This is a genomic window from Vibrio sp. 2130-1, assembly GCF_033339515.1.
The window spans coordinates 172,556-193,203 of the sequence record NZ_JAWOUT010000010.1; the positions used below are offsets into that span (position 1 = coordinate 172,556).

20 protein-coding genes are annotated in these 20,648 nt (G+C 45.6%); 2 read left to right on the forward strand and 18 right to left on the reverse strand.

Features of this window, described 5'->3' with window-relative positions; translation table 11 throughout:
• Positions 1 to 144: 144 nt before the first annotated feature.
• The 12 genes from lipA to leuS form a co-directional block, all read right to left on the reverse strand.
• The gene (gene lipA, locus R7Q09_RS16385) at positions 145 to 1,110 is read right to left on the reverse strand and encodes a lipoyl synthase (RefSeq protein WP_005391329.1); all 966 of its coding nucleotides are present in this window, start codon (positions 1,108 to 1,110) and stop codon (positions 145 to 147) included.
• A complete protein-coding gene (gene lipB / locus R7Q09_RS16390) occupies positions 1,107 to 1,769 on the reverse strand; it encodes a lipoyl(octanoyl) transferase LipB (protein WP_005384137.1) in 663 nt (220 codons plus the stop codon). The genes lipA and lipB overlap by 4 nt, the downstream gene beginning before the upstream one ends.
• A 176-nt stretch (positions 1,770 to 1,945) precedes the next feature.
• Positions 1,946 to 2,224, reverse strand: coding sequence for a DUF493 family protein YbeD (gene ybeD, locus R7Q09_RS16395; protein WP_005384135.1), 279 nt, complete (start codon positions 2,222 to 2,224; stop codon positions 1,946 to 1,948).
• Positions 2,225 to 2,363: 139 nt separating this feature from the next.
• Positions 2,364 to 3,542 (reverse strand): serine hydrolase, encoded by a 1,179-nt coding sequence (locus R7Q09_RS16400; RefSeq protein ID WP_005384132.1) that lies wholly within the window; start codon positions 3,540 to 3,542, stop codon positions 2,364 to 2,366.
• A gap of 91 nt (positions 3,543 to 3,633) precedes the next feature.
• Entirely contained in the window at positions 3,634 to 4,437 is an 804-nt protein-coding gene (locus R7Q09_RS16405) for a septal ring lytic transglycosylase RlpA family protein (protein ID WP_017635670.1), read from the reverse strand.
• Positions 4,438 to 4,439: 2 nt separating this feature from the next.
• A complete protein-coding gene (gene rodA, locus R7Q09_RS16410; protein ID WP_005373004.1) occupies positions 4,440 to 5,561 on the reverse strand; it encodes a rod shape-determining protein RodA in 1,122 nt (373 codons plus the stop codon).
• Positions 5,561 to 7,477 carry a penicillin-binding protein 2 gene (gene mrdA / locus R7Q09_RS16415; RefSeq protein WP_005384126.1) on the reverse strand — a complete coding sequence of 639 codons (1,917 nt, stop codon included), beginning with the start codon at positions 7,475 to 7,477 and terminating at the stop codon, positions 5,561 to 5,563. Before mrdA ends, rodA begins: the two co-directional genes overlap by 1 nt.
• Positions 7,478 to 7,506: 29 nt before the next feature.
• On the reverse strand, positions 7,507 to 7,977 hold the full coding sequence (rlmH, locus tag R7Q09_RS16420) for a 23S rRNA (pseudouridine(1915)-N(3))-methyltransferase RlmH (RefSeq protein WP_017821762.1): 471 nt from the start codon (positions 7,975 to 7,977) through the stop codon (positions 7,507 to 7,509).
• Positions 7,978 to 7,981: 4 nt separating this feature from the next.
• Entirely contained in the window at positions 7,982 to 8,299 is a 318-nt protein-coding gene (gene rsfS / locus R7Q09_RS16425) for a ribosome silencing factor (protein ID WP_005373015.1), read from the reverse strand.
• Between the two features lie 88 nt (positions 8,300 to 8,387).
• Positions 8,388 to 9,407, reverse strand: coding sequence for a DNA polymerase III subunit delta (gene holA, locus R7Q09_RS16430; protein WP_033905862.1), 1,020 nt, complete (start codon positions 9,405 to 9,407; stop codon positions 8,388 to 8,390).
• A 5-nt stretch (positions 9,408 to 9,412) separates the two neighbouring features.
• Positions 9,413 to 9,952 carry an LPS assembly lipoprotein LptE gene (lptE, locus tag R7Q09_RS16435; protein ID WP_005384122.1) on the reverse strand — a complete coding sequence of 180 codons (540 nt, stop codon included), beginning with the start codon at positions 9,950 to 9,952 and terminating at the stop codon, positions 9,413 to 9,415.
• Positions 9,953 to 10,104: 152 nt separating this feature from the next.
• Positions 10,105 to 12,678 carry a leucine--tRNA ligase gene (gene leuS / locus R7Q09_RS16440; RefSeq protein ID WP_005391313.1) on the reverse strand — a complete coding sequence of 858 codons (2,574 nt, stop codon included), beginning with the start codon at positions 12,676 to 12,678 and terminating at the stop codon, positions 10,105 to 10,107.
• Between the two features lie 153 nt (positions 12,679 to 12,831).
• Between leuS and R7Q09_RS16445 the strand changes: the two genes are divergently transcribed.
• Entirely contained in the window at positions 12,832 to 13,302 is a 471-nt protein-coding gene (locus R7Q09_RS16445; protein ID WP_005373024.1) for a zinc ribbon-containing protein, read from the forward strand.
• Between the two features lie 84 nt (positions 13,303 to 13,386).
• Here R7Q09_RS16445 and lnt read toward each other — a convergent pair whose 3' ends face one another.
• The 5 genes from lnt to miaB all read right to left on the reverse strand — a co-directional run bounded on the left by lnt (position 13,387) and on the right by miaB (position 19,004).
• On the reverse strand, positions 13,387 to 14,904 hold the full coding sequence (gene lnt, locus R7Q09_RS16450) for an apolipoprotein N-acyltransferase (protein ID WP_005384119.1): 1,518 nt from the start codon (positions 14,902 to 14,904) through the stop codon (positions 13,387 to 13,389).
• 32 nt (positions 14,905 to 14,936) lie between these two features.
• Positions 14,937 to 15,836: a CNNM family magnesium/cobalt transport protein CorC gene (gene corC, locus R7Q09_RS16455; protein ID WP_005384118.1), complete on the reverse strand. Its 900-nt coding sequence runs from the start codon at positions 15,834 to 15,836 to the stop codon at positions 14,937 to 14,939.
• A 105-nt stretch (positions 15,837 to 15,941) separates the two neighbouring features.
• Complete coding sequence (gene ybeY, locus R7Q09_RS16460) at positions 15,942 to 16,406, reverse strand: rRNA maturation RNase YbeY (RefSeq protein ID WP_005373030.1); 465 nt, start codon at positions 16,404 to 16,406, stop codon at positions 15,942 to 15,944.
• Positions 16,407 to 16,408: 2 nt separating this feature from the next.
• On the reverse strand, positions 16,409 to 17,506 hold the full coding sequence (locus R7Q09_RS16465) for a PhoH family protein (RefSeq protein WP_005373033.1): 1,098 nt from the start codon (positions 17,504 to 17,506) through the stop codon (positions 16,409 to 16,411).
• Between the two features lie 73 nt (positions 17,507 to 17,579).
• Positions 17,580 to 19,004 carry a tRNA (N6-isopentenyl adenosine(37)-C2)-methylthiotransferase MiaB gene (miaB, locus tag R7Q09_RS16470; RefSeq protein WP_005373038.1) on the reverse strand — a complete coding sequence of 475 codons (1,425 nt, stop codon included), beginning with the start codon at positions 19,002 to 19,004 and terminating at the stop codon, positions 17,580 to 17,582.
• Between the two features lie 257 nt (positions 19,005 to 19,261).
• On the opposite strand from miaB, the gene R7Q09_RS16475 reads away from it, so the two are divergent.
• The gene (locus R7Q09_RS16475) at positions 19,262 to 20,440 is read left to right on the forward strand and encodes a 2-octaprenyl-3-methyl-6-methoxy-1,4-benzoquinol hydroxylase (RefSeq protein WP_256913803.1); all 1,179 of its coding nucleotides are present in this window, start codon (positions 19,262 to 19,264) and stop codon (positions 20,438 to 20,440) included.
• A gap of 4 nt (positions 20,441 to 20,444) precedes the next feature.
• Here the strand turns inward: R7Q09_RS16475 and R7Q09_RS16480 are convergent.
• A partial coding sequence (locus R7Q09_RS16480; protein WP_318070995.1) for a hypothetical protein occupies positions 20,445 to 20,648 on the reverse strand: 204 nt, incomplete at its 5' end.

Genomic DNA, 20,648 nt, shown 5'->3' on the forward strand with positions numbered 1-20,648 from the left:
ATCAGTATTCTGAAAACAGATTCTGAATCACGCTCGTTCCTCGCTGTTCAGAATGACGGAGGTAGAATGGCTTTTTATCATCATTTGACAGATACAAAAAAGGTTGGCACTGAGCCAACCTTTCTTTTGAAAACAAACGAGAGCTTACTTAATCTCGATACCTTGAGCCTGCATATCGGCATGGTAAGAAGAGCGAACAAATGGACCACACGCTGCATGCGTGAAGCCAAGTTCTAGTGCAACTTCTTTTAGCTCGTCAAACTCTGATGGTGGAACGTAACGTTCTACTGGCAAGTGGTGACGGCTTGGCGCTAAATACTGGCCTAGAGTCAGCATCGTTACGCCGTGTGCGCGTAGATCTTTCAGTACTTCGATGATTTCTTCTTTGGTTTCACCAAGACCCATCATCAAACCAGACTTGGTCGGTACATCTGGATGCTGCTCTTTGAACTTCTTAAGGAGCTCAAGTGACCATTTGTAGTTCGCACCTGGGCGAGCTTTACGGTAAAGACGTGGCGCGGTTTCTAAGTTGTGGTTGAAGACATCTGGCGGATTGTCTTTCATTAGATCAAGCGCTACATCCATGCGACCACGGAAGTCAGGAACCAGTGTTTCAATCTTAATATGCGGGTTTAACGCACGGATCTCGCGGTTACAATCGGCAAAGTGTTGTGCACCGCCGTCACGCAGATCGTCACGGTCAACAGAAGTGATTACTACGTATTTCAGCTTCATATCGGCAATGGTTTTCGCCAGTTTTTGAGGCTCTTCTGCTTCCGGTGGTAATGGGCGGCCATGAGCAACGTCACAGAAAGGACAACGACGAGTACAAATAGCACCTAAGATCATGAAGGTTGCTGTACCGTGGTTAAAACATTCCGCTAGGTTCGGGCAAGATGCTTCTTCACATACGGAGTGAAGTTTATTCTTACGCATCGCCGCTTTGATGTCTTGAATTCGTTGGCTGTCGGCTGGTAGCTTGATCTTCATCCAATCAGGCTTACGTAGCACTTCTTTCTGCTCTGTAGGCATGTTCTTTACGGGAATCAATGCCATTTTATCGGCGTCACGATATTTAACGCCTTTTTCCATCTGGATTGGTTTGCTCATGCTTTATTACCTTGAGAAGGTGCTTCTGTGCTGAATTCTACTTGCTCATAATCGAGCAAAGTAACGAGTTCTTCTATTAATTGTTTTTCTACGGCTTCTACATTGTCTGGGCCGCCAAATTGGCTGACCTGAACCATTTCCATACCTTCATAACCACAAGGGTTAATACGCAGAAACGGTGTTAAATCCATATTTACGTTCAAGGCTAAACCATGAAACGAGCATCCTTTACGAATGCGTAAACCGAGAGAGCATATTTTCTTACCGGCAACGTAGACACCTGGTGCGTCAGGTCGCGCGGCTGAGTCAATATTGTATGCTTTTAGCGTGTTGATCACGAGGTTCTCGATTGTGGTAACGAGATCTCGTACACCTAATTTTTTGCGGCGTAGGTTGATCAAGAAGTAGGCGACCAACTGACCAGGGCCATGATACGTAACCTGGCCTCCGCGATCACTTTGTACAACAGGAATATCGCCAGTGTTAATCAAGTGCTCAGCTTTACCTGCCTGTCCTTGCGTAAATACTGGGTTATGTTCTACCAACCAGACTTCATCACGGGTTTCTTCTGTGCGTTGGTCGGTGAACTCATGCATCGCCTTCCATACAGGCTCATAGTCTTGGCGGCCAAGTCGTTTTACAACAAGTTGGTGTTGCATGGGAATTCCTGTTGCTAATATATAAAGTTTTTGGATTATAAACCGGATAACCCTGATGCTCTACCGCTGCGTAACAGATTTTTAACTGAAAGTGATGTAAAGCCTCGTTATCTCTTTGATAAATAAAAAGAAAGCAGCCAAGGCTGCTTTCAAAAAAAATTTAATATATCAAAAAATTATAGAACCATGCGTACGATGTCAATTTCACCTAACTCTTTGTACAGTGTCTCAACCTGCTCTATAGAGGTTGCAGTAATGTTGATTGACACAGAGTGGTAGTTGCCCTTAGCACTTGGTTTAACGGTCGGGCTGTAGTCACCTGGAGCATGGCGCTGAATAACTTCAAGAACAAGCTCTGGAAGTTCAGGCTTTGCATGACCCATTACCTTGTAAGTAAATGAACAAGGGAACTCAAGCAGGTCTTTTAATTTTGCATCAGAGTTGATGGTTAGCATATCGATAACTCCAGTAGATATTCGTTGCGGTGCGAAATAGTACAGTCAAATTAGGGGGAACTCAAGACGAGGATCTCAAACTTAAAAAGCCGCCCTTTCAGGCGGCTTTGCGAATAAGTTTGCTACTCTAATGTTCTTTTTAGAAGAAGCTCTTGAATAACAATACGATGTAATCCCACATGCGGCTAAATAGACTACCTTGCTCTACGGTTTCTAGTGCCATTAGTGGGTATTCGGCAATATCTTCACCATCGATCTGATAGTATAGCTTACCAACTACATCACCTTTATTAATTGGGGCTTCTAGCTCTTTTTCAAGGACGAAGCTGGCTTTTAGGTTTTTCGCTTCACCACGCGGTAGTGTTACGTAAGTATCTTGGTCAAGACCCAGTGCTACGGTGTCTTTGTTACCCATCCACACTTTTTCTTCTACGAACGTTTCACCTGCTTTGTGCGGTGCCACTGTTTCGAAGAAACGGAAGCCGTAGCTTAGCAGCTTTTTGCTTTCTGACTTACGAGCATTGGCATCTTTAGTACCCATAACGACCGCAACCAAGCGCATTTGACCTTCAGTTGCTGAACTTACTAGGCTGTAACCCGCATTACTTGTGTGACCCGTTTTGATGCCGTCAACGTTCATGCTCTTATCCCAAAGTAGACCGTTACGGTTGTATTGGGTGATGCCGTTGTAAGTAAATTTCTTCTCTGAGTACACTCGGTACTCATTTGGTACGTCACGGATAAGTGCTTTACCTAGCAGTGCCATGTCGTATGGTGTTGAGTACAATTCTGCGTTATCTAAGCCATGAACGTTGGCAAAGTGCGAGTTAGTCATACCCAATGTGTTGGCCCAAGCGTTCATTAGGTCAACAAATGCATCTTCTGAACCTGCAATATGTTCTGCCATCGCAACACAGGCATCGTTACCTGACTGGACGATGATACCTCGGTTCAGGTCACGTACTTTAACTGTTGTGCCTACTTCAATGAACATCTTTGATGAATCAGGGAAGTTTTTCGCCCACGCATTTTTACTGATGGTGACATCATCATCTTCTGAGATATTACCACGCGCTAGCTCTTGGCCGATTACATAGCTGGTCATCATCTTAGTCAGACTAGCTGGAGACAATTTTGTGTTCATCTCTTTCTCTGCCAGTACTTTACCTGAATGGTAATCCATCAGCACGTAGCCCTTCGCCGCGATTTGAGGGGCATCTGGAACAACGATAGGTGATGCAAGAGCAGATTGAGCGAAAGTTGCAGAAAGGGCAACCGAAGAAACGAGAATAGATTTCACAAACTTATTTTTATTCATGGTAATTCAAATTTTTGGGTTAACTGCAGACATCTTATCAGAATCCCTAGTTATGTAAGAGGGGGATCAAAGAGAAATTCATGACACGAGGTCATTTGGCAGTGTTGTGTTTTTTAATAAATGCAGACGAATAGCCGAGCAACTTTACTTTATCTAATGTGGCTTGCGTCAGGGAATAGTCAGTAAATGGCCCTAACAACAAGCGATAAGACTCTTTCGCACTCTCTAGGAAAGTTTCTGTATCCAATTTTTGACCAAGCTCGGTACCTAAAGTTCGCGCGCGTTCTTCATTTTTTGATGATGCCACTTGAATAACGTACCTAGGGTGCGCTTCTAATGACTTTTTGTCCGTGGGCTGATTGATACTGATCACTTCAATTTCCACGTTCGCGGTGCCTGTTTTTATGACATCTAACTTGTGCGCGGCGGCATAGCTTAAATCAATGATACGGCCATCGTGAAAAGGACCTCGGTCATTAACTCGTACTATGGTGGTTTTGCCGTTGTCAGTATTGGTAACTTTTACGTAACTTGGTAACGGTAGCGTTTTATGCGCTGCCGTCATTGAGTACATGTCATAGATTTCGCCATTAGAAGTCAAATGACCTTGGAATTTTTTCCCATACCAAGATGCGCGGCCTTTTTCTTTAAAGCCTTTCGCATTGCGAACTATTTTGTAGTCTTTGCCTCGCAAGTGGTAATCTTTGTTCCCACCTAGGCTGTACGGTTCATATTTAGGATGCGCATCCTCGATGTGTTCGACTGAAAGCGGTGTATCCGGTGCAACATCGGATTCGAGTTCGTAACGGCCTTCTTGTTCTTTTTGGCTAGTTGATGAACAGCCTGCCAAAATAAGAGCAGAGAAAACCAAGGAATATAAAGCGCGTTTTTGCATGTCTAGGTCGCCTTAGAGAATGCTTTTCGGTGCGTATGAATCGACATCAGAATACCAAAACCAGCCATCAAGGTTACCATTGATGTGCCGCCATAACTGATGAGTGGCAACGGTACACCTACTACAGGTAGGATGCCACTTACCATGCCAATATTTACAAAAATATACACGAAGAAGCTGAGTACAATACTGCCTGCCATCATTCGTCCAAATGCGGTTTGCGCTTGGCTGGCGAGATATAAACCTCGTCCAATAATAAATAGATAGATGGCTAAAAGGCAAAGGAAGCCAATCATACCCCATTCTTCAGCAATTACTGCAAAGATAAAGTCAGTGTGTCGTTCTGGAAGAAATTCTAGTTGTGACTGCGTACCTTGCAACCAACCTTTGCCGGAAATACCACCGGAGCCAATCGCAATTTTACTCTGAATAATGTGGTAGCCCGCTCCTAGCGGATCAGATTCCGGGTTAAATAGAGTACGAACTCGCACTTTTTGATACTCTCGCATCAAGAAAAACCACAGAATTGGAATGAAACCACCTAATGCAATCGCAGCACCAGCGATGATTTTCCAGCTAATGCCGGCGAGGAAGATAACAAAAATACCGGAAGCGGCGATCAGGATCGAGGTACCTAAGTCAGGCTGCTTTGCAATGAGAATGGTTGGTAAGCAGACCATAATCAGTGCAACAATGAGTGTTTTTAGCGTTGGTGGAAGGGGCTGTCTACCGACATAGCGAGCCACCATTAATGGCACTGCGAGCTTCAATAGCTCTGACGGTTGAAAGCGCACAAAACCGAGGTTAAGCCAACGCTGCGCGCCTTTCGATGCTTCACCGAAAAACAGCACGCCGAAAAGCAGTATAACGCCACCAACGAACATCAAAGGTGCCAAGCTTTCGTAAGTTCGTGGAGAAAGCTGTGCAAGGACGAGCATCACAACGAGTGAAAGCACCATTCGCATGGCTTGGCGATCCATCATCAGTAAACTTTGGCCACTGGCGCTGTACATGATCACCAGGCCAAACCCCATCAGAGCCAGTATGCCAAGTAGGAGTGGTAAGTCGATATGGAAGCGTTCAAACAGGGCGCGATTTTTACCTGTAGAGGGATCCATCTTCATTACTGTTTTACCTCTTTCTTCGCATTGTTTTCAGGCTCAATTTCTTCTGGACCAAGAACGACTCGGTCAAAAATTTTCCTTACTACTGGGGCACCGTTACTAGAACCACCACCGGCATTTTCTAGTACTACAGTGACGACCACTTTAGGATCATCAAATGGTGCAAAGCCAGTAAATAACGCATGGTCACGTAAGTGCTCGGCGATCTCATCGGCGTTGTACTCTTCGTTTTCACCCAGACCGAAGACCTGTGCAGTACCTGATTTACCCGCTGTTTCATAATTCATTTTGTAGAATGAGCGGCGAGCTGTTCCGCGCGTGCCATGGTTTACCCGACGCATGCCTTCTTTCGCCATATCCCAGTACTTTTTAGGCACATTCTTGATTGGTGGGTAAGTCACGTATTCTGTCGTTTGCTGCTCTTCGAAGTCGTTACCATTTTCTATCGTCGCTTTGAGCAAGTGAGGTGCGATCACTTCTCCCTCGTTTACTAATACGGAGGTTGCTTTGGCGATTTGCATTGGTGTTGCTGTCCAATATCCTTGGCCGATACCCACAGGGATCGTATCACCTTTATACCATGGGGTTTTATGGCGAGACATTTTCCAGTCACGAGTCGGCATATTCGCCTTACTTTCTTCGTAGATATCGATGCCAGTGTAATCACCAAAACCGAACATCATCATCCAATTCGAAATACGGTCAATACCCATGTCATAAGCGATTTGATAGTAGAAGGTATCAACAGACTCTTCGATCGACTTAATGATATCGACGCGCCCGTGCCCCCAACGCAACCAGTCACGAAACGGGCGTGTGTTGGAGTTTGGTATGCGCCAATAACCAGGGTCATTTCGTGTGGTGTTAGGTGTGACGACACCTTCTTGCAGCGCGGCTACCGCCATAAATGGTTTGATGGTAGAGGCCGGAGGGTAAATGCCAAGTGTAGTGCGGTTGACCAAAGGACGGTTTTTATCGTTCAAAAGGGCACGATAGTCTTTACCTGAGATTCCGTGCACGAACGAGTTAGGATCGTAGCTAGGGCTCGAAACCATAGCCAGTACACCGTTGTCTCTAGGATCGATCACTACAGCACTGCCTCTGCGGCCATCCAATAATTGGTGTACGTACAGCTGCAAGTTGATATCAAGGTTTAAAACGATGTCTTTTCCGGGTACAGGTGGAACGTACTTTAACGTACGAATTACTCGGCCGCGGCTGTTTACCTCGACTTCTTGATATCCGGCTGTACCGTGTAAGAGGTCTTCGTAGTATTTTTCAATACCCAGCTTACCAATGTCGCGAGTGGCTTGATAGTTTGCGTCTTTTTCTTCTCGGATCAGGCGCTGCATGTCGCGATCATTGATTCGAGAAACGTAACCAATCACGTGGGTTAAGACTTCGCTGAAAGGGTAGTAGCGCTTTAAGGTCGCACTTATTTCCACACCCGGAAAGCGGTACTGATTGACGGAGAATACCGCTACTTGTTTTTCGTTCAGTTGGGTAAGCAGTGGGACCGATTTAAATCGACGAGTCCGTTTACGCTCGTGGTGGAAACGTTCAATCTGGTCTGGTGTAATTTCCAGAATAGTTTGTAATTCTTGGATGGTTGCATCAATGTCTTTAATTTTTTCTGGGGTCAGTTCTAAGTTAAAGACGGGACGGTTCTCTGCCAGTAAAACGCCATTTCGGTCATAAATTAGACCTCGGTTAGGCGCGATAGGCACCACTTTGATGCGGTTATCGTTCGAGCGGGTTTGATAGTCTTGAAACTGGTTCACCTGAATGTTGTACATGTTGGCAACCAGAGCTCCCATCAAGACAACAATGCCGATAAAAGCAACAATAGCGCGGCTGGCAAACAGACGCGCTTCGGCTTGATAATCTCGGATTTGACTGCGGCGTTTACGAATCATTAACGCTTGGCTCTAAAGTTAAACAACGATTATTCGCGATGATAAGGGTGGTTAGCGGTGATGCTCCACGCTCGGTACAAGCTTTCTGCCATTACGATACGCACTAGAGGGTGGGGTAGCGTTAAGGCAGACAATGACCAGCTTTGGTCTGCTGCAGCTTTGCATGCAGGAGCGAGTCCTTCGGGACCGCCGATTAATATTGATACATCACGGCCATCTAATTTCCAAGCTTCTAACTGCTCAGCGAGTTGAGGAGTGTCCCATTTTTTACCTGGGATATCTAACGTGACGATACGGTTGCCTTTTGGTACCGCAGCGAGCATCGCTTCCCCTTCTTTTTGCAGGATGCGAGCGATATCGGCATTTTTTCCGCGTTTGCCAGCAGAGATTTCAATCAACTCCAACGGCATATCATGCGGGAAACGGCGACGATATTCTTGAAAGCCTTCCTCAACCCATTTTGGCATTTTTGTACCAACAGCAATTAGTTGAATTTTCAAAAGATTAACCCCAGAGTTTTTCTAGCTGGTAGAGTTCGCGGTGCTCTTCTTGCATCACGTGAAGCATGGCGTCGCCCATATCAAGGACTACCCATTCACCTTCGTTTTCACCTTCCATTCCTAGTGGCTCAAGACCGGCTTTTTTCACCTCTGTTGCAACATGGTCAGCGATGGATGAAACGTGGCGTTTGGATGTACCAGTACAGATGATCATGTAATCTGTCACGCTTGATTTATCTTCCACATTTAGGACGATAATGTCTTCCGCTTTCATGTCGTCGGCTTTATCAGCTAAAAAGTCTTTCAGTTCTTCGCGAAGCACTCGGTTTTCCTCGGTTTGTCTCTTATCTCTACAGTGTTTTACATTCTTGCTTGCAAAACAGGTCGCGCACTATATCACGCTTTGATTTTTAAATTGCCAGCTTAATATCAGGAGAGCAGGTTTCTAAGCTCAACTGATGAATAGTTGGCCATACAGACTCGTCATACTGAGTTTTGGCTTTTATCTCGGCTTGAGCCAACAAGGAGAGCAATGCACAAATACGACTCGCTGATAAGCGGGTCAGTGCTGCGTTATAGAGTGGACGCTTGTTTTGCCAAACTCGATATTTCTCAAATACCTGGTTCATTCCCATTTGACTTAAGTCTTGATGCATATTTAAAAGTTGGCTCAACTCTTTTTGTACACTTCGAATCAAGATCACGGTCTCAACCCCTTCCGCCTCAAGTTGGCGAAGAATACGTTGTGCACGGTTTGCTTTACCTGCCAGTAAGGCGTCGATCCAGTTAAAGGTAGTGAAGTGATTATGGCGACTTAGGGCTTCCTCTAAACGTATGATGGTCAGCTCACCATCCGGGTAGAGTAGGGCCAATTTCTCTAAGCTTTGTGTCAATGCAAATAGGTTACCTTCATGCCATTGAGCCAACATTTGCAGTGATTGCTGATCGGGTTTTAGTCCCAACGTGCGGCAACGTGTCTGAATGAACATAGGTAGGCGTTGAAGGTCTGGCGACAAGCAGCTTACCCAATCGCCTTTTGAGCTTAATGCTTTAAACCATTTCGCATTTTCTTGGGCTTTGGTCAGTTTGCTACCAACAATGACGAGCATGATGTCATCATGAAGCATATCACACAGTGTTTGCAGCTCTTTGCTGACGGCGGTTGTCACGCCACTTTCAGGAATTTCAAGCTCAATCAATTGACGGTTTGAAAACAGACTCATCGCTTGGAAACAGTCGTAAACTTGGTTCCAGTCGATGCTAGCATCCACAGCAAAACGGTGTTTTTCCTCAAAACCTTGTTGAAACGCTGCCTTTTGGATTGCTTGGCGGCTTTCTTGAATCAGTAACGGCTCATTACCAAAGATTAAGTAAACCTGTTTAACTTGTTTAGTTAAATGATCCGTTAGCTTATCGGCATAAATTCGCATAGTGACTAAGAGTTTTTGTTCGCTGGCTCAGAGATTTGTCCTGCTTCATATTCGGCACGAATACGGCCCAACTGGCGCATCATCTGTTTTGCAGCTTGCAAGCGCATCTCGTCTTCAATTACGTCACGCTCAACAGATTTTGCAAGTGCGGTCAACGGGTTGTCTAGGTAGTTGCGGTTTACTGTTGTCGTAAAGTTTTTAGAACCATAGCCAGGAATTGTCACACGGTATTTTACTACGTATGTCAGCTCTTTTTCTGCTGCACGGCTATTTTGATAAAGCGATAGTGTACGCTCATCGATTGTCGCTTCCGTCAAATGAAGGTTGGGTACCGTCGATGATGGTTGAACAAGTTCAACTTTGTTCAGTTCGAGTTGAGAGCGAACATAGCGAGTTAATTCACTGTATTCATCGTAGCTGGAGAAAGACATAGTGTGCAGCTCTTCCGGTACGGAATACTCGCCGCGAAGGTGAAAACCACAGGCAGAAAGAAGCCCCGCTAATACCAATACCACTGGTAGTTTAATCAAAGAGAAAAAGCGCATTGATTGTATTCATCCTAAATTGAAGGGGTTATTTACCTTAAACCACTCATGTGAATGGTTTGAGGTAAATAAACAGGGTAGAAAACTACCCTGTTTAATGACTCTTGGTTAACAAATAAGTTCGCTAAACAGAGACAAATTGACAGCTGCGATTAGTTTGCAACAATGTTCAGCAGTTTACCTGGAACGTAAATGACTTTACGAATAGTCAGGCCATCAGTGAACTTAACCACGTTTTCGTCGTTTAGACCAAGCTGTTCGATATCGTCTTTAGAGATATCCGCTGGGACTGTTAGCTTCGCACGTAGCTTACCGTTAACTTGAACAACGATGGTTTTTTCGTCTTCAACTAGCGCTTTTTCGTCAAACGTCGGCCATGCCGCGTTATCAATGTCTGTTTCACCTAGTGCTGCCCATAGCTCGTATGAGATATGCGGAGTGATAGGGTAAAGCATGACAACAATAGCTTTCAGTGCTTCGTCAAGGATTGCACGATCTTGCGCAGATTCTTGAGGCGCTTTCGCTAGTTTGTTCATCAGCTCCATGATCGCTGCGATCGCGGTGTTGAATGTTTGACGACGAGCGATATCGTCCGTCACTTTCGCGATAGTTTTGTGAACGTCGCGGCGAAGTGCTTTTTGATCACCAGAAAGCGCTGCGGTATCTACTGCTTCTGCTGCGCCTTTCGCTGTGTGCTCTTTCACTAGTTTCCAAACACGTTTTAGGAAGCGGTTCGCACCTTCTACGCCAGACTCTTGCCATTCAAGTGTCATGTCCGCTGGAGACGCGAACATCATGAATAGACGTACTGTGTCAGCGCCGTACTTGTCTACCATTTCTTGAGGGTCGATACCGTTGTTCTTAGACTTAGACATCTTGATCATGCCTGAGTGCGTTACATCACGACCTTCAGTGTCTTTAGCAGAAGTAATGCGGCCTTTACCATCACGTTCAACGGCTACGTCTGTTGGAGCTACCCACTCTTTGCCGCCTTTCTCGTTCTCGAAGTAGAACGCATCAGCCAGTACCATGCCTTGACACAGTAGTTGCTTGAACGGTTCGTCAGACGTTACGTAACCCGCATCGCGCAGTAGTTTGTGGAAGAAGCGTGAGTACAGTAGGTGCATACAAGCGTGCTCGATACCACCGATGTACTGATCTACTGGTAGCCAGTAGTTTGCTTTTTCTGGGTCTAGGATGTCGTCCGCTTGTGGTGAACAGTAACGCGCGTAGTACCAAGAAGATTCCATGAACGTATCGAACGTATCTGTCTCACGTAGAGCAGGTTCGCCGTTAAAGGTTGTCTTCGCCCACTCTTTGTCTGCTTTGATTGGGCTCGTTACGCCGTCCATTACCACGTCTTCTGGAAGAATCACTGGTAGTTGGTCAGCAGGTACTGGGTGAACTTCACCGTCTTCAGTCGTTACCATTGGGATTGGTGCGCCCCAGTAACGTTGACGAGATACACCCCAGTCGCGTAGACGGAAGTTTACAGTCTTAGTGCCTTTGCCCTCTGCTTCTAGCTTCGCTGCAATTGCATCGAACGCCGCTTGGAATTCTAGGCCATCGAATTCACCTGAATCGAACAGTACACCTTTCTCTGTATATGCCGCTTCAGAGATGTCTAGCTCGCTGCCATCAGCAGGCTTGATAACTGGCACGATGTCTAGACCGTACTTCGTTGCGAACTCGTAGTCACGTTGGTCGTGTGCAGGTACAGCCATTACCGCGCCTGTACCGTAGTCCATCAGTACGAAGTTTGCTACGTATACTGGTACTTCGCGGCCGTTCAATGGATGAATAGCAGTAAGGCCAGTTGCCATACCTTTCTTCTCCATTGTCGCTAGCTCAGCTTCTGCAACCTTGTTGTTCTTACATTCGTCGATAAACGCTGCAAGCTCTGGATTGTTCTCTGCTGCAAGAGCTGCAAGAGGGTGGCCGGCTGCGATACCCACGTAAGTCACACCCATTAGCGTATCTGGACGTGTTGTGTAAACTTCTAGGTCTTGTTGACCCTTAACTTCAAACTTCAGTTCAACACCTTCAGAACGACCAATCCAGTTGCGCTGCATGGTTTTTACCATTTCAGGCCAACCTTCAAGCTTATCTAGGTCGTCTAGTAGCTCTTGAGCGTACTCAGTGATTTTGATGAACCATTGAGGGATTTCTTTTTGCTCTACAGGCGTATCACAACGCCAGCAACAACCGTCTTCAACCTGCTCGTTTGCAAGAACAGTTTGGTCGTTAGGACACCAGTTAACAGAAGAAGTCTTTTTGTAAACTAAACCTTTCTCGTAAAGTTTAGTGAAGAACTCTTGTTCCCAGCGGTAGTACTCCGGTGTACATGTTGCGAATTCACGGTTCCAATCGTAACCAAAGCCTAGAAGCTTAAGTTGGTTCTTCATGTATTCGATGTTTTCGTAAGTCCAAGGTGCTGGCGCAGTTTTGTTTTTTACTGCTGCGTTTTCTGCAGGTAGACCGAATGCGTCCCAACCGATTGGTTGCATCACGTTTTTGCCTTGTAGGCGTTGGAAACGAGATACTACATCACCGATAGTGTAGTTGCGCACGTGACCCATGTGTAGTCGACCACTTGGGTATGGGAACATGGACAGACAGTAGAATTTTTCTTTATTTGGGTCTTCACTTACAACAAAGGTTTTGTTGTCATCCCAGTGCTTTTGAACTTTTTGTTCAATATCTTGTGGGTTGTATTGTTCTTGCATCGATGGTATCCGTTATCTTGGAATTTGTGAGTTCGGTTAGAACAGACTTAAATAGATCGTCATAGAATACCTAAAGCTAGGGATCACAACAATAGCCAATCTGTACCCATGCGCCCTTAAGTGACGCAGGTAGGAGAAAGATGGAGGTCAGTTATGCCTAAACGTAAAACAGGTTATGAGGAAATGCTCGAGGATGTGATTGAAACCTTGAAGCACAGTCCGGAAGAAGTTAACAAAGCGATTGAGACGTCGGGCAAAGTGGTGGATGCTGCTAATGACTTGACCAAAGATGAATTGGCTTTAATCAAAGCGTACCTTAAAGCAGACTTAAAAGAGTTTTCAGAGAGTTACGAGGATAGCAAAAGCGGTCCGTTTTACTTAACGATTGCGGATTCGATATGGCAAGGGCTGTTAGAGATTACAGACCGAACTAAAGTTGAGTGGGTTGAGTTGTTCGATGACTTAGAGCATCAAGGGCTATATGAAGCAGGAGAGGTGATAGGCTTAGGAACTTTAGTCTGTGATGAGTGTGGTCACAAGACAACGTATAACCACCCAACAGTAATCATTCCGTGTATTAAGTGTGGTCACAAAGGCTTTACTCGTCAGTCATTAAAGCCATAAATGGCGAGTAACGACTGTATAATGCAATGAATAAAAAAGAGGCTTAGTCGCCTCTTTTTTGTCTTTTCTACTTTCAAGCTGTTATCAGCTCTGTTTTCTTCTTAAACCGAAAGCCAGCGCTAAACTTAACCCTACCCAAATATACAATGGCCAAGTACCAACGATTCGATATGGCGTTTTCCCATCGGTTGGGGTGAGCTCTGCGCGCAGTACTGCAGTTTCAAACTGCGGAACTTGCTCAACGATTTTACCCTTGTGATCGGTTACCGCTGTTAATCCATTGTTAGTCGAGCGGATGAGCGGTTTGCCCAACTCTAAGGCACGCATACGGGCGATCTCCATATGCTGAAGAGGGCCGATAGAGTGACCAAACCATGCATCGTTTGAAAGCGTTAGAATGAAGTCTGTTTCGTCAGTCACATTTTGACGCACTTGCTCATTAAAGATGATCTCATAGCAAAGCGCTGGTGCCATGTGCATGCCATTCGCAACGATGTTTGGCTGCACAAAAGCCCCACGGCTAAACGATGACATCGGTAGGTTAAAGAATGGCGCTAATGGGCGCAAAATATCTTCAAATGGTACAAACTCACCAAACGGTAGTAGGTGATGCTTATGGTAACGTTCGCTTAAATCGAAGCTGTAGTCACCGTATGGTGTGATGCCGAGGGACAGAATACTGTTGTAGAACTGTCGATCTTCAGCTTGATTGACGACACCGGTGATGATTGCGCTGTTATTCATTTTTGCAGCGCTGTCGATATTGCTCAAAAATGAAGGCACTTCAATTTCAAAAGCGGGAATTGCTGCTTCTGGCCAAACGATAATGTCAGCGTCCCAGTTTTCACGAGTTAAGTCAGCGTATTTCATGATGGTTGGCCAGCGTTGACTTGGTAGCCACTTTAGGTTCTGGTCTACGTTACCTTGAATCAGCGCGAGCTTAGTCGTGTCTTCTGGTCGGGGTGTTACCCAATCGTAGTTGCGAATCCCAAAGCCAGTACTGAGTAGTACCGCAGGGATAATCACCATCAGCCACTGCTTATGAATCCATGCGTAGGCTAACGCCCCTGCGCTGATAAGGATAAATAGAGTAAGCAGTTCTACGCCGCCAATTGGTGCAAAGCTTGCGAGTGGAGCATCTATCTGGCTATAGCCTAGCCATAACCAAGGGAAGCCAGTCATCACCCAACCACGTAACCAATCACTGATCAGCCATAAAGCAGGTGCAGCGAGAAGTGCTTTTGTGAGCGTAAATTGAGGAAACAGCTTGTTGTTGAGCCAAGCAAATAAGCCTGAATAAACAGCCAAGTAGGCAACAAGCAAGCCCATTAAAAATAAATTGGCAATGAGCGGCATACCGCCAAAACCGGAGATACTGACGTAAACCCAGCTAACGCCAGTTGCAAATTGACCTAACCCCCAAGCATAACCAATCCATAGTGCGCGTTTCGGAGTTTGGTTAGCAAGAAGAATCAGTAGAATTGCTGGGCTAAGAATGGCAATAGGCCACAGCTGGTAAGGAGCGAAAGCGAGTGTAGTAGAGGCGCCAACAAAAGCGGCCACTAAGGGCCGCTTAAGGCGATGAAAGAGTTCATTCATCATTGTAATTTCTGAGATTCCCAATGGGTATCGCGTTACTCTTGAGTGGCTTCAACCAGGGTTTCTTCGTCTGGGATCGTCACTTGGAGTTGAATGACACGACGGTTATCGGCAGCGGTGACTTTGAAGTTGTAGCCTTCAATTTCAACCAGTTCACCACGAGAAGGTAAGTGACCAAAGGCAGTCATGACCATACCACCAACGGTATCAACTTCCTCATCGCTGAAGTTGGTTCCGAATGTCTCATTAAACTCTTCGATGGTTGTCAGCGCTCTGACAGCAAACGTATGCTTGCTCAGCTTACGAATGTCCGTCTCTTCACTTTCATCGAATTCATCTTCAATATCCCCGACGATTTCCTCAAGGATATCTTCAATGGTTACAAGACCAGAAACACCACCGAATTCATCGACAACAATGGCCATATGATAACGTTCTTCACGGAATTCTTTCAGCAGTCGATCAACGCGTTTACTTTCCGGTACTACAACCGCTGGTCGAATGACTTCTTCGATATCAAATGGATTGCTGCCTGAGCCTAAGTATTTAAGTAAGTCCTTCGCTAGAAGTATGCCTTCCACATGGTCTTTATCTTCGCTGATCACAGGGTAGCGAGAGTGTTGAGCATCGGTAATCAAAGCAACCAAGGTATCAAGGTCGTGAGTACGCTCAACGGTAACCATTTGCGAACGCGGGATCATAATGTCACGCACACGCATTTCGGAGATTTCCATAACACCTTCAAGCATATCGCGAGTGTCATGGTCAATCAGGTCGTTAACTTCAGAGTCGCGGATAACATCCACAAGCTCTTGGCGATCTTTTGGTTCGCCCTGAAATAGTTGACCTAGACGTTCAAAGAAGGACTTTCTACTCGGACCTTCTGCCTTTTCTTTCTTATCTTCGTTAGAAGAGGGAGAATTATCTTCGTTCATTGTTTCTCAATTAAGTAACGCTATCAGAAGTGTGATAGCACACATAGAGAGGCGAACACGAGAGTCATTTAGGTGGTTCGCCTTTCCCTGTCGAGTGGCCAATAGCTACTCTTTTTCAGCAATGTAAGGATCTTCATAACCCATACCTTGCATGATTTCGGTTTCGAGGGACTCCATCTCTTCGGCTTCGTCATCCTCTATATGATCATAACCTAGCAGATGCAAGCTGCCATGTACAACCATATGCGCCCAATGTGCTAGCAGAGGCTTGCTCTGTTCAACCGCCTCTTTTTCAACAACTTGGCGGCAAATAATCAAATCACCAAGTAAATCTATTTCCATACCAGGAGGTGCTTCAAATGGAAACGACAACACATTAGTTGGTTTATCTTTGCCGCGATACTCATGGTTGAGCGTATGACTTTCTTGTTCATCAACAATACGAATGGTGACTTCGGCTTGTGGCTGGAAGAGAGGAATGGTCTTATCTAGCCACAATTGGAAATCTTGCTGCGAAGGCAGACCTTCTTCATTTTCGACTGCCAGTTGCAGATCAAGTTCAATCGCCATGATTATTCCTTAGTTGAAGCAACTTGTGCATTCAATTCGGCTTTTGCTGCTTCTAGTAACTTCGCATCGCGTTCTTCACGACGGCGTTTCTCGAACTCTTTACGCTCTTTCTGGTCTTGTGCTTCCCACTTCTCGTACGCGTTAACGATACGAGCAACCACAGGGTGACGTACAACGTCGTCGGCTAAGAAGAAGTTAAAGCTGATGTCGTCAACTTCGCTTAGTACTTCAATAGCATGACGAAGACCCGATTTCGCACCACGAGGTAAGTCAATCTGCGTGACATCACCAGTGATAACCGCGCGAGAGTTAAAACCAATACGCGTTAGGAACATCTTCATCTGTTCAACTGTGGTGTTCTGACTCTCATCAAGAATGATAAAGGCGTCGTTTAGAGTACGACCACGCATGTAAGCAAGAGGGGCAACCTCAATCACGTTACGTTCAATCAGCTTCTCTACGCGCTCAAAGCCCAGCATTTCAAATAGAGCGTCGTATAGCGGACGTAGGTATGGGTCGACTTTCTGGCTTAAATCACCAGGCAGGAAGCCCAATTTCTCACCAGCTTCAACCGCTGGACGAGTAAGTAGAATACGACGGATCTCTTGGCGCTCTAGTGCGTCAACAGCTGCTGCTACAGCAAGGTAGGTTTTACCTGTACCAGCCGGGCCAATACCAAAAGAAATATCATGCGTGACCATGTTAACCAAGTACTGCGCTTGGTTTGGCGTACGTGGTTTGATCACACCTTTCTTGGTTTTGACGAAGACTTCTTTACCATGCTCGATGTTAGACTCAGTATTCTGCTCAAGAACACCAGACTCTTTGATCGCTAGATGGATTTGCTCAGGCTCAATATCTGGGATCTCACCTCGTACAGGTGCGGTATCAACATATAGAGTTTTCAGGATATCCAGCGCAGCTGATGCGGTATGAGGTTTACCGACAATCGTAAAGTGGTCACTACGGTGGTTAATTTCAACGCCTAGACGACGTTCTAAATGCTTGATGTTGTCATCGAATGGACCGCACAGGCTAGCTAGTCGGCGGTTGTCTGAAGGTTCTAGGTTAATTTCTAGAGTTACGATTTTATTGCTCAATGTTGCCTCTCATTTTTTGCCACTTAGTGAGAGCCTGATAACGACCAGGCTCTCTATGGCTATTTATACGAGCTTACGGCGTAAAAGTAGCTACACCCAGCTCATCTTCGCGACGTGTTTTCGCCATCATCTGCGTTGGGGAAATCACACTACGAAGATCCATGTCTTTTTCAGTACGTACTAGCTCACCACGCAGTGAGTTTGCAAATACGTCTACGATCTTCACATCAACGAACTGACCAATTAGGTCTGCACTACCTTCAAAGTTTACTACACGGTTGTTTTCTGTACGAGCGCGTAGTTCCATTAGGTTTTTCTTCGAAGGACCTTCAACTAGAACACGTTGTTCTGTGCCAAGCATTAAGCGAGAGTAACGCATCGCTTGAGCATTGATAGTTTGCTGTAGTTCGTAAAGGCGCTCTTTCTTCACTTGTTCTGACACATCACAAGGGTAATCCGCTGCTGGCGTACCTGGACGTGGAGAGAAAATAAAGCTGAAGCTCATGTCAAAGTCTACATCTTTGATTAGCTTCATGGTGTCTTGGAAGTCTTTGTCTGTCTCACCAGGGAAACCAACAATAAAGTCTGAACTGATTTGAATATCAGGACGAGCTTTACGCAGTTTACGGATGATCGATTTGTATTCGATAGCGGTGTGAGGGCGTTTCATCATCGTTAGGATACGGTCACTACCACTTTGCACAGGTAAGTGCAGGAAGCTCACAAGTTCTGGCGTATCTTCGTATACTGCGATGATGTCGTCTGTGAATTCTAACGGGTGGCTCGTCGTGAAACGAATACGGTCGATACCATCGATAGACGCAACCAAACGAAGCAGTTCTGCAAATGAACAGATCTCACCATCGTGCATAGGACCACGGTACGCGTTTACGTTTTGACCCAGAAGGTTTACTTCACGTACGCCTTGTTCAGCAAGTTGGGCGATTTCGAACAGTACGTCATCCATTGGACGGCTTACTTCTTCACCACGAGTGTACGGTACGACACAGTAAGTACAGTACTTAGAGCAGCCTTCCATAATAGAAACGAATGCTGTCGCACCTTCAGCGCGAGGTTCAGGTAGGCGGTCGAATTTTTCGATCTCTGGGAACGAAATGTCCATAACTGGTGCATCATCGGACTGAGATTGTTTGATCATCTCAGGTAGGCGGTGCAAAGTTTGTGGGCCAAAAATAACGTCAACGTATGGTGCACGTTCACGAATATGGTCACCTTCTTGCGTTGCTACACAACCACCTACACCGATAACTACGCCAGGTTTTTTATCTTTTAGTGTTTTCCAGCGGCCTAGCTGGTGGAAAACTTTCTCTTGCGCTTTTTCACGGATCGAACAGGTGTTAAGTAGAAGTACGTCTGCTTCCTCTGGCTCTTCCGTCAGCTCGTAGCCGTTTGCAGCATTAAGCAGGTCGGCCATTTTTGATGAATCGTATTCGTTCATCTGGCAGCCCCAGGTTTTAATTAGCAGTTTCTTACTCATCTCACTTTCGCTCGTTCAGTTGTACTTAAATCGGAGAGCTATTGCTCAAATTATAGCCGCCATCACGGCGGTAAGCGGCGTATTGTACTGCTTTAAAAAGCACCTGACTAGTGATCTAGCTAATTCTCTGCAAAGCCTGATGAAATCTAGTTTTTCGCCCTATGCTGAACAAGGTTTTTTGTTAAACAATTTTGTAAATGTAGCCATGGAAAGTACAATAAAAAACGCCAATTAATCAGCACGATGAAGAGTGAAAAATGAACAAGTATGACATCGCCGTGATCGGTGGCGGTATGGTCGGGGCAGCCGTCGCTGTTGGATTTGCCAAGCAGGGCAGAAGCGTTGTCTTGGTCGAAGGTACAAAACCTAAAGTTTTTGATGCCGCTCAGGCGATGGATATTCGTGTATCTGCAATCTCGCACCAGTCGGTGGAGTTACTTGATTCACTCGGAGCATGGTCAGAGATCAAGAGCATGCGAGTTTGTCCTTATCGGCGCTTAGAAACTTGGGAGCACCCAGAGTGCCGTACTCGTTTTCACTCTGATGAATTGTCATTGGATCAGCTAGGTTACATCGTTGAAAACCGCCTAATCCAATTAGGTCTTTGGCAAGTCTTCTCTCAGTATGAAAATCTAACCGTGATGTGTCCTGAGCGATTAAAAGCCATTGAGTTTGCAGATGTAAATCTTGTGACACTAGAAAGTGGGGCGCAGTTTGAAGCTAACTGGGTGATTGGTGCTGATGGTGCAAACTCTAAAGTTCGTCAATTGGCTGGAATTGGTGTAACTGCGTGGGATTACCGACAACACTGCATGTTGATTAATGTGAAAACAGAATTGCCTCAGCAAGATATTACTTGGCAACAATTTACACCTTCAGGCCCACGTTCATTTTTACCTCTGTGCTCTTTGAGTAACGACGATGGTCAAGTAGTAGGCCAAGGTTCTTTGGTTTGGTATGACTCGCCTAAACGTATTAAACAACTGTGTGCGATGGGTAAACCTCAACTAAGAGAAGAAATTTTACGTCATTTCCCTGCTGAATTAGGCGATATTGAAGTTTTACAGTTTGGCTCATTCCCACTCACTCGTCGTCATGCGCAAAGCTACTCAAGCAAAAATTGCGTGTTAGTGGGTGACTCTGCTCATACGATCAACCCGCTTGCAGGGCAAGGGGTAAACTTAGGCTTCAAAGATGTAGACGTTCTCCTTTCGGTAACAGAACACCAAGAAAAGCTGGAAGATACCTTACTCGCGAAATACGAACGCGCACGTCGACCTGACAACTTACTCATGCAGACGGGCATGGACTTTTTCTATAAAGGTTTTAGCAACGATCTTGGGCCATTGAAGTTCGTACGTAATGCTGCATTGAAGCTTGCTGAAAACTCAGGGCCAATTAAGGCTCAAGTACTGAAATACGCGTTAGGTATGTAGTAAGCTACTCTAATCTCAGATAGAAAAAAAGCGAGCCATGAGCTCGCTTTTTTAATTCGGCAAATCTAATGATTTCCCGAGTCCAGAACCAAAAAAAGAAAAAACCCAGCAAAGTCATGCTGGGTTTTCCGATAATGGTGCGGAAGGAGAGACTTGAACTCTCACACCTTGCGGCGCCAGAACCTAAATCTGGTGCGTCTACCAATTC

Coding starts and splice junctions, on each gene's coding strand:
- lipA (WP_005391329.1), bottom strand. CDS start 1,110: ATGAGCAAACCAATCCAGATGGAAAAAGGCGTTAAATATCGTGACGCC.
- lipB (WP_005384137.1), bottom strand. CDS start 1,769: ATGCAACACCAACTTGTTGTAAAACGACTTGGCCGCCAAGACTATGAG.
- ybeD (WP_005384135.1), bottom strand. CDS start 2,224: ATGCTAACCATCAACTCTGATGCAAAATTAAAAGACCTGCTTGAGTTC.
- R7Q09_RS16400 (WP_005384132.1), bottom strand. CDS start 3,542: ATGAATAAAAATAAGTTTGTGAAATCTATTCTCGTTTCTTCGGTTGCC.
- R7Q09_RS16405 (WP_017635670.1), bottom strand. CDS start 4,437: ATGCAAAAACGCGCTTTATATTCCTTGGTTTTCTCTGCTCTTATTTTG.
- rodA (WP_005373004.1), bottom strand. CDS start 5,561: ATGAAGATGGATCCCTCTACAGGTAAAAATCGCGCCCTGTTTGAACGC.
- mrdA (WP_005384126.1), bottom strand. CDS start 7,477: ATGATTCGTAAACGCCGCAGTCAAATCCGAGATTATCAAGCCGAAGCG.
- holA (WP_033905862.1), bottom strand. CDS start 9,407: ATGCGAATTTATGCCGATAAGCTAACGGATCATTTAACTAAACAAGTT.
- lptE (WP_005384122.1), bottom strand. CDS start 9,952: ATGCGCTTTTTCTCTTTGATTAAACTACCAGTGGTATTGGTATTAGCG.
- leuS (WP_005391313.1), bottom strand. CDS start 12,678: ATGCAAGAACAATACAACCCACAAGATATTGAACAAAAAGTTCAAAAG.
- R7Q09_RS16445 (WP_005373024.1), top strand. CDS start 12,832: ATGCCTAAACGTAAAACAGGTTATGAGGAAATGCTCGAGGATGTGATT.
- lnt (WP_005384119.1), bottom strand. CDS start 14,904: ATGATGAATGAACTCTTTCATCGCCTTAAGCGGCCCTTAGTGGCCGCT.
- corC (WP_005384118.1), bottom strand. CDS start 15,836: ATGAACGAAGATAATTCTCCCTCTTCTAACGAAGATAAGAAAGAAAAG.
- ybeY (WP_005373030.1), bottom strand. CDS start 16,406: ATGGCGATTGAACTTGATCTGCAACTGGCAGTCGAAAATGAAGAAGGT.
- miaB (WP_005373038.1), bottom strand. CDS start 19,004: ATGAGTAAGAAACTGCTAATTAAAACCTGGGGCTGCCAGATGAACGAA.
- R7Q09_RS16475 (WP_256913803.1), top strand. CDS start 19,262: ATGAACAAGTATGACATCGCCGTGATCGGTGGCGGTATGGTCGGGGCA.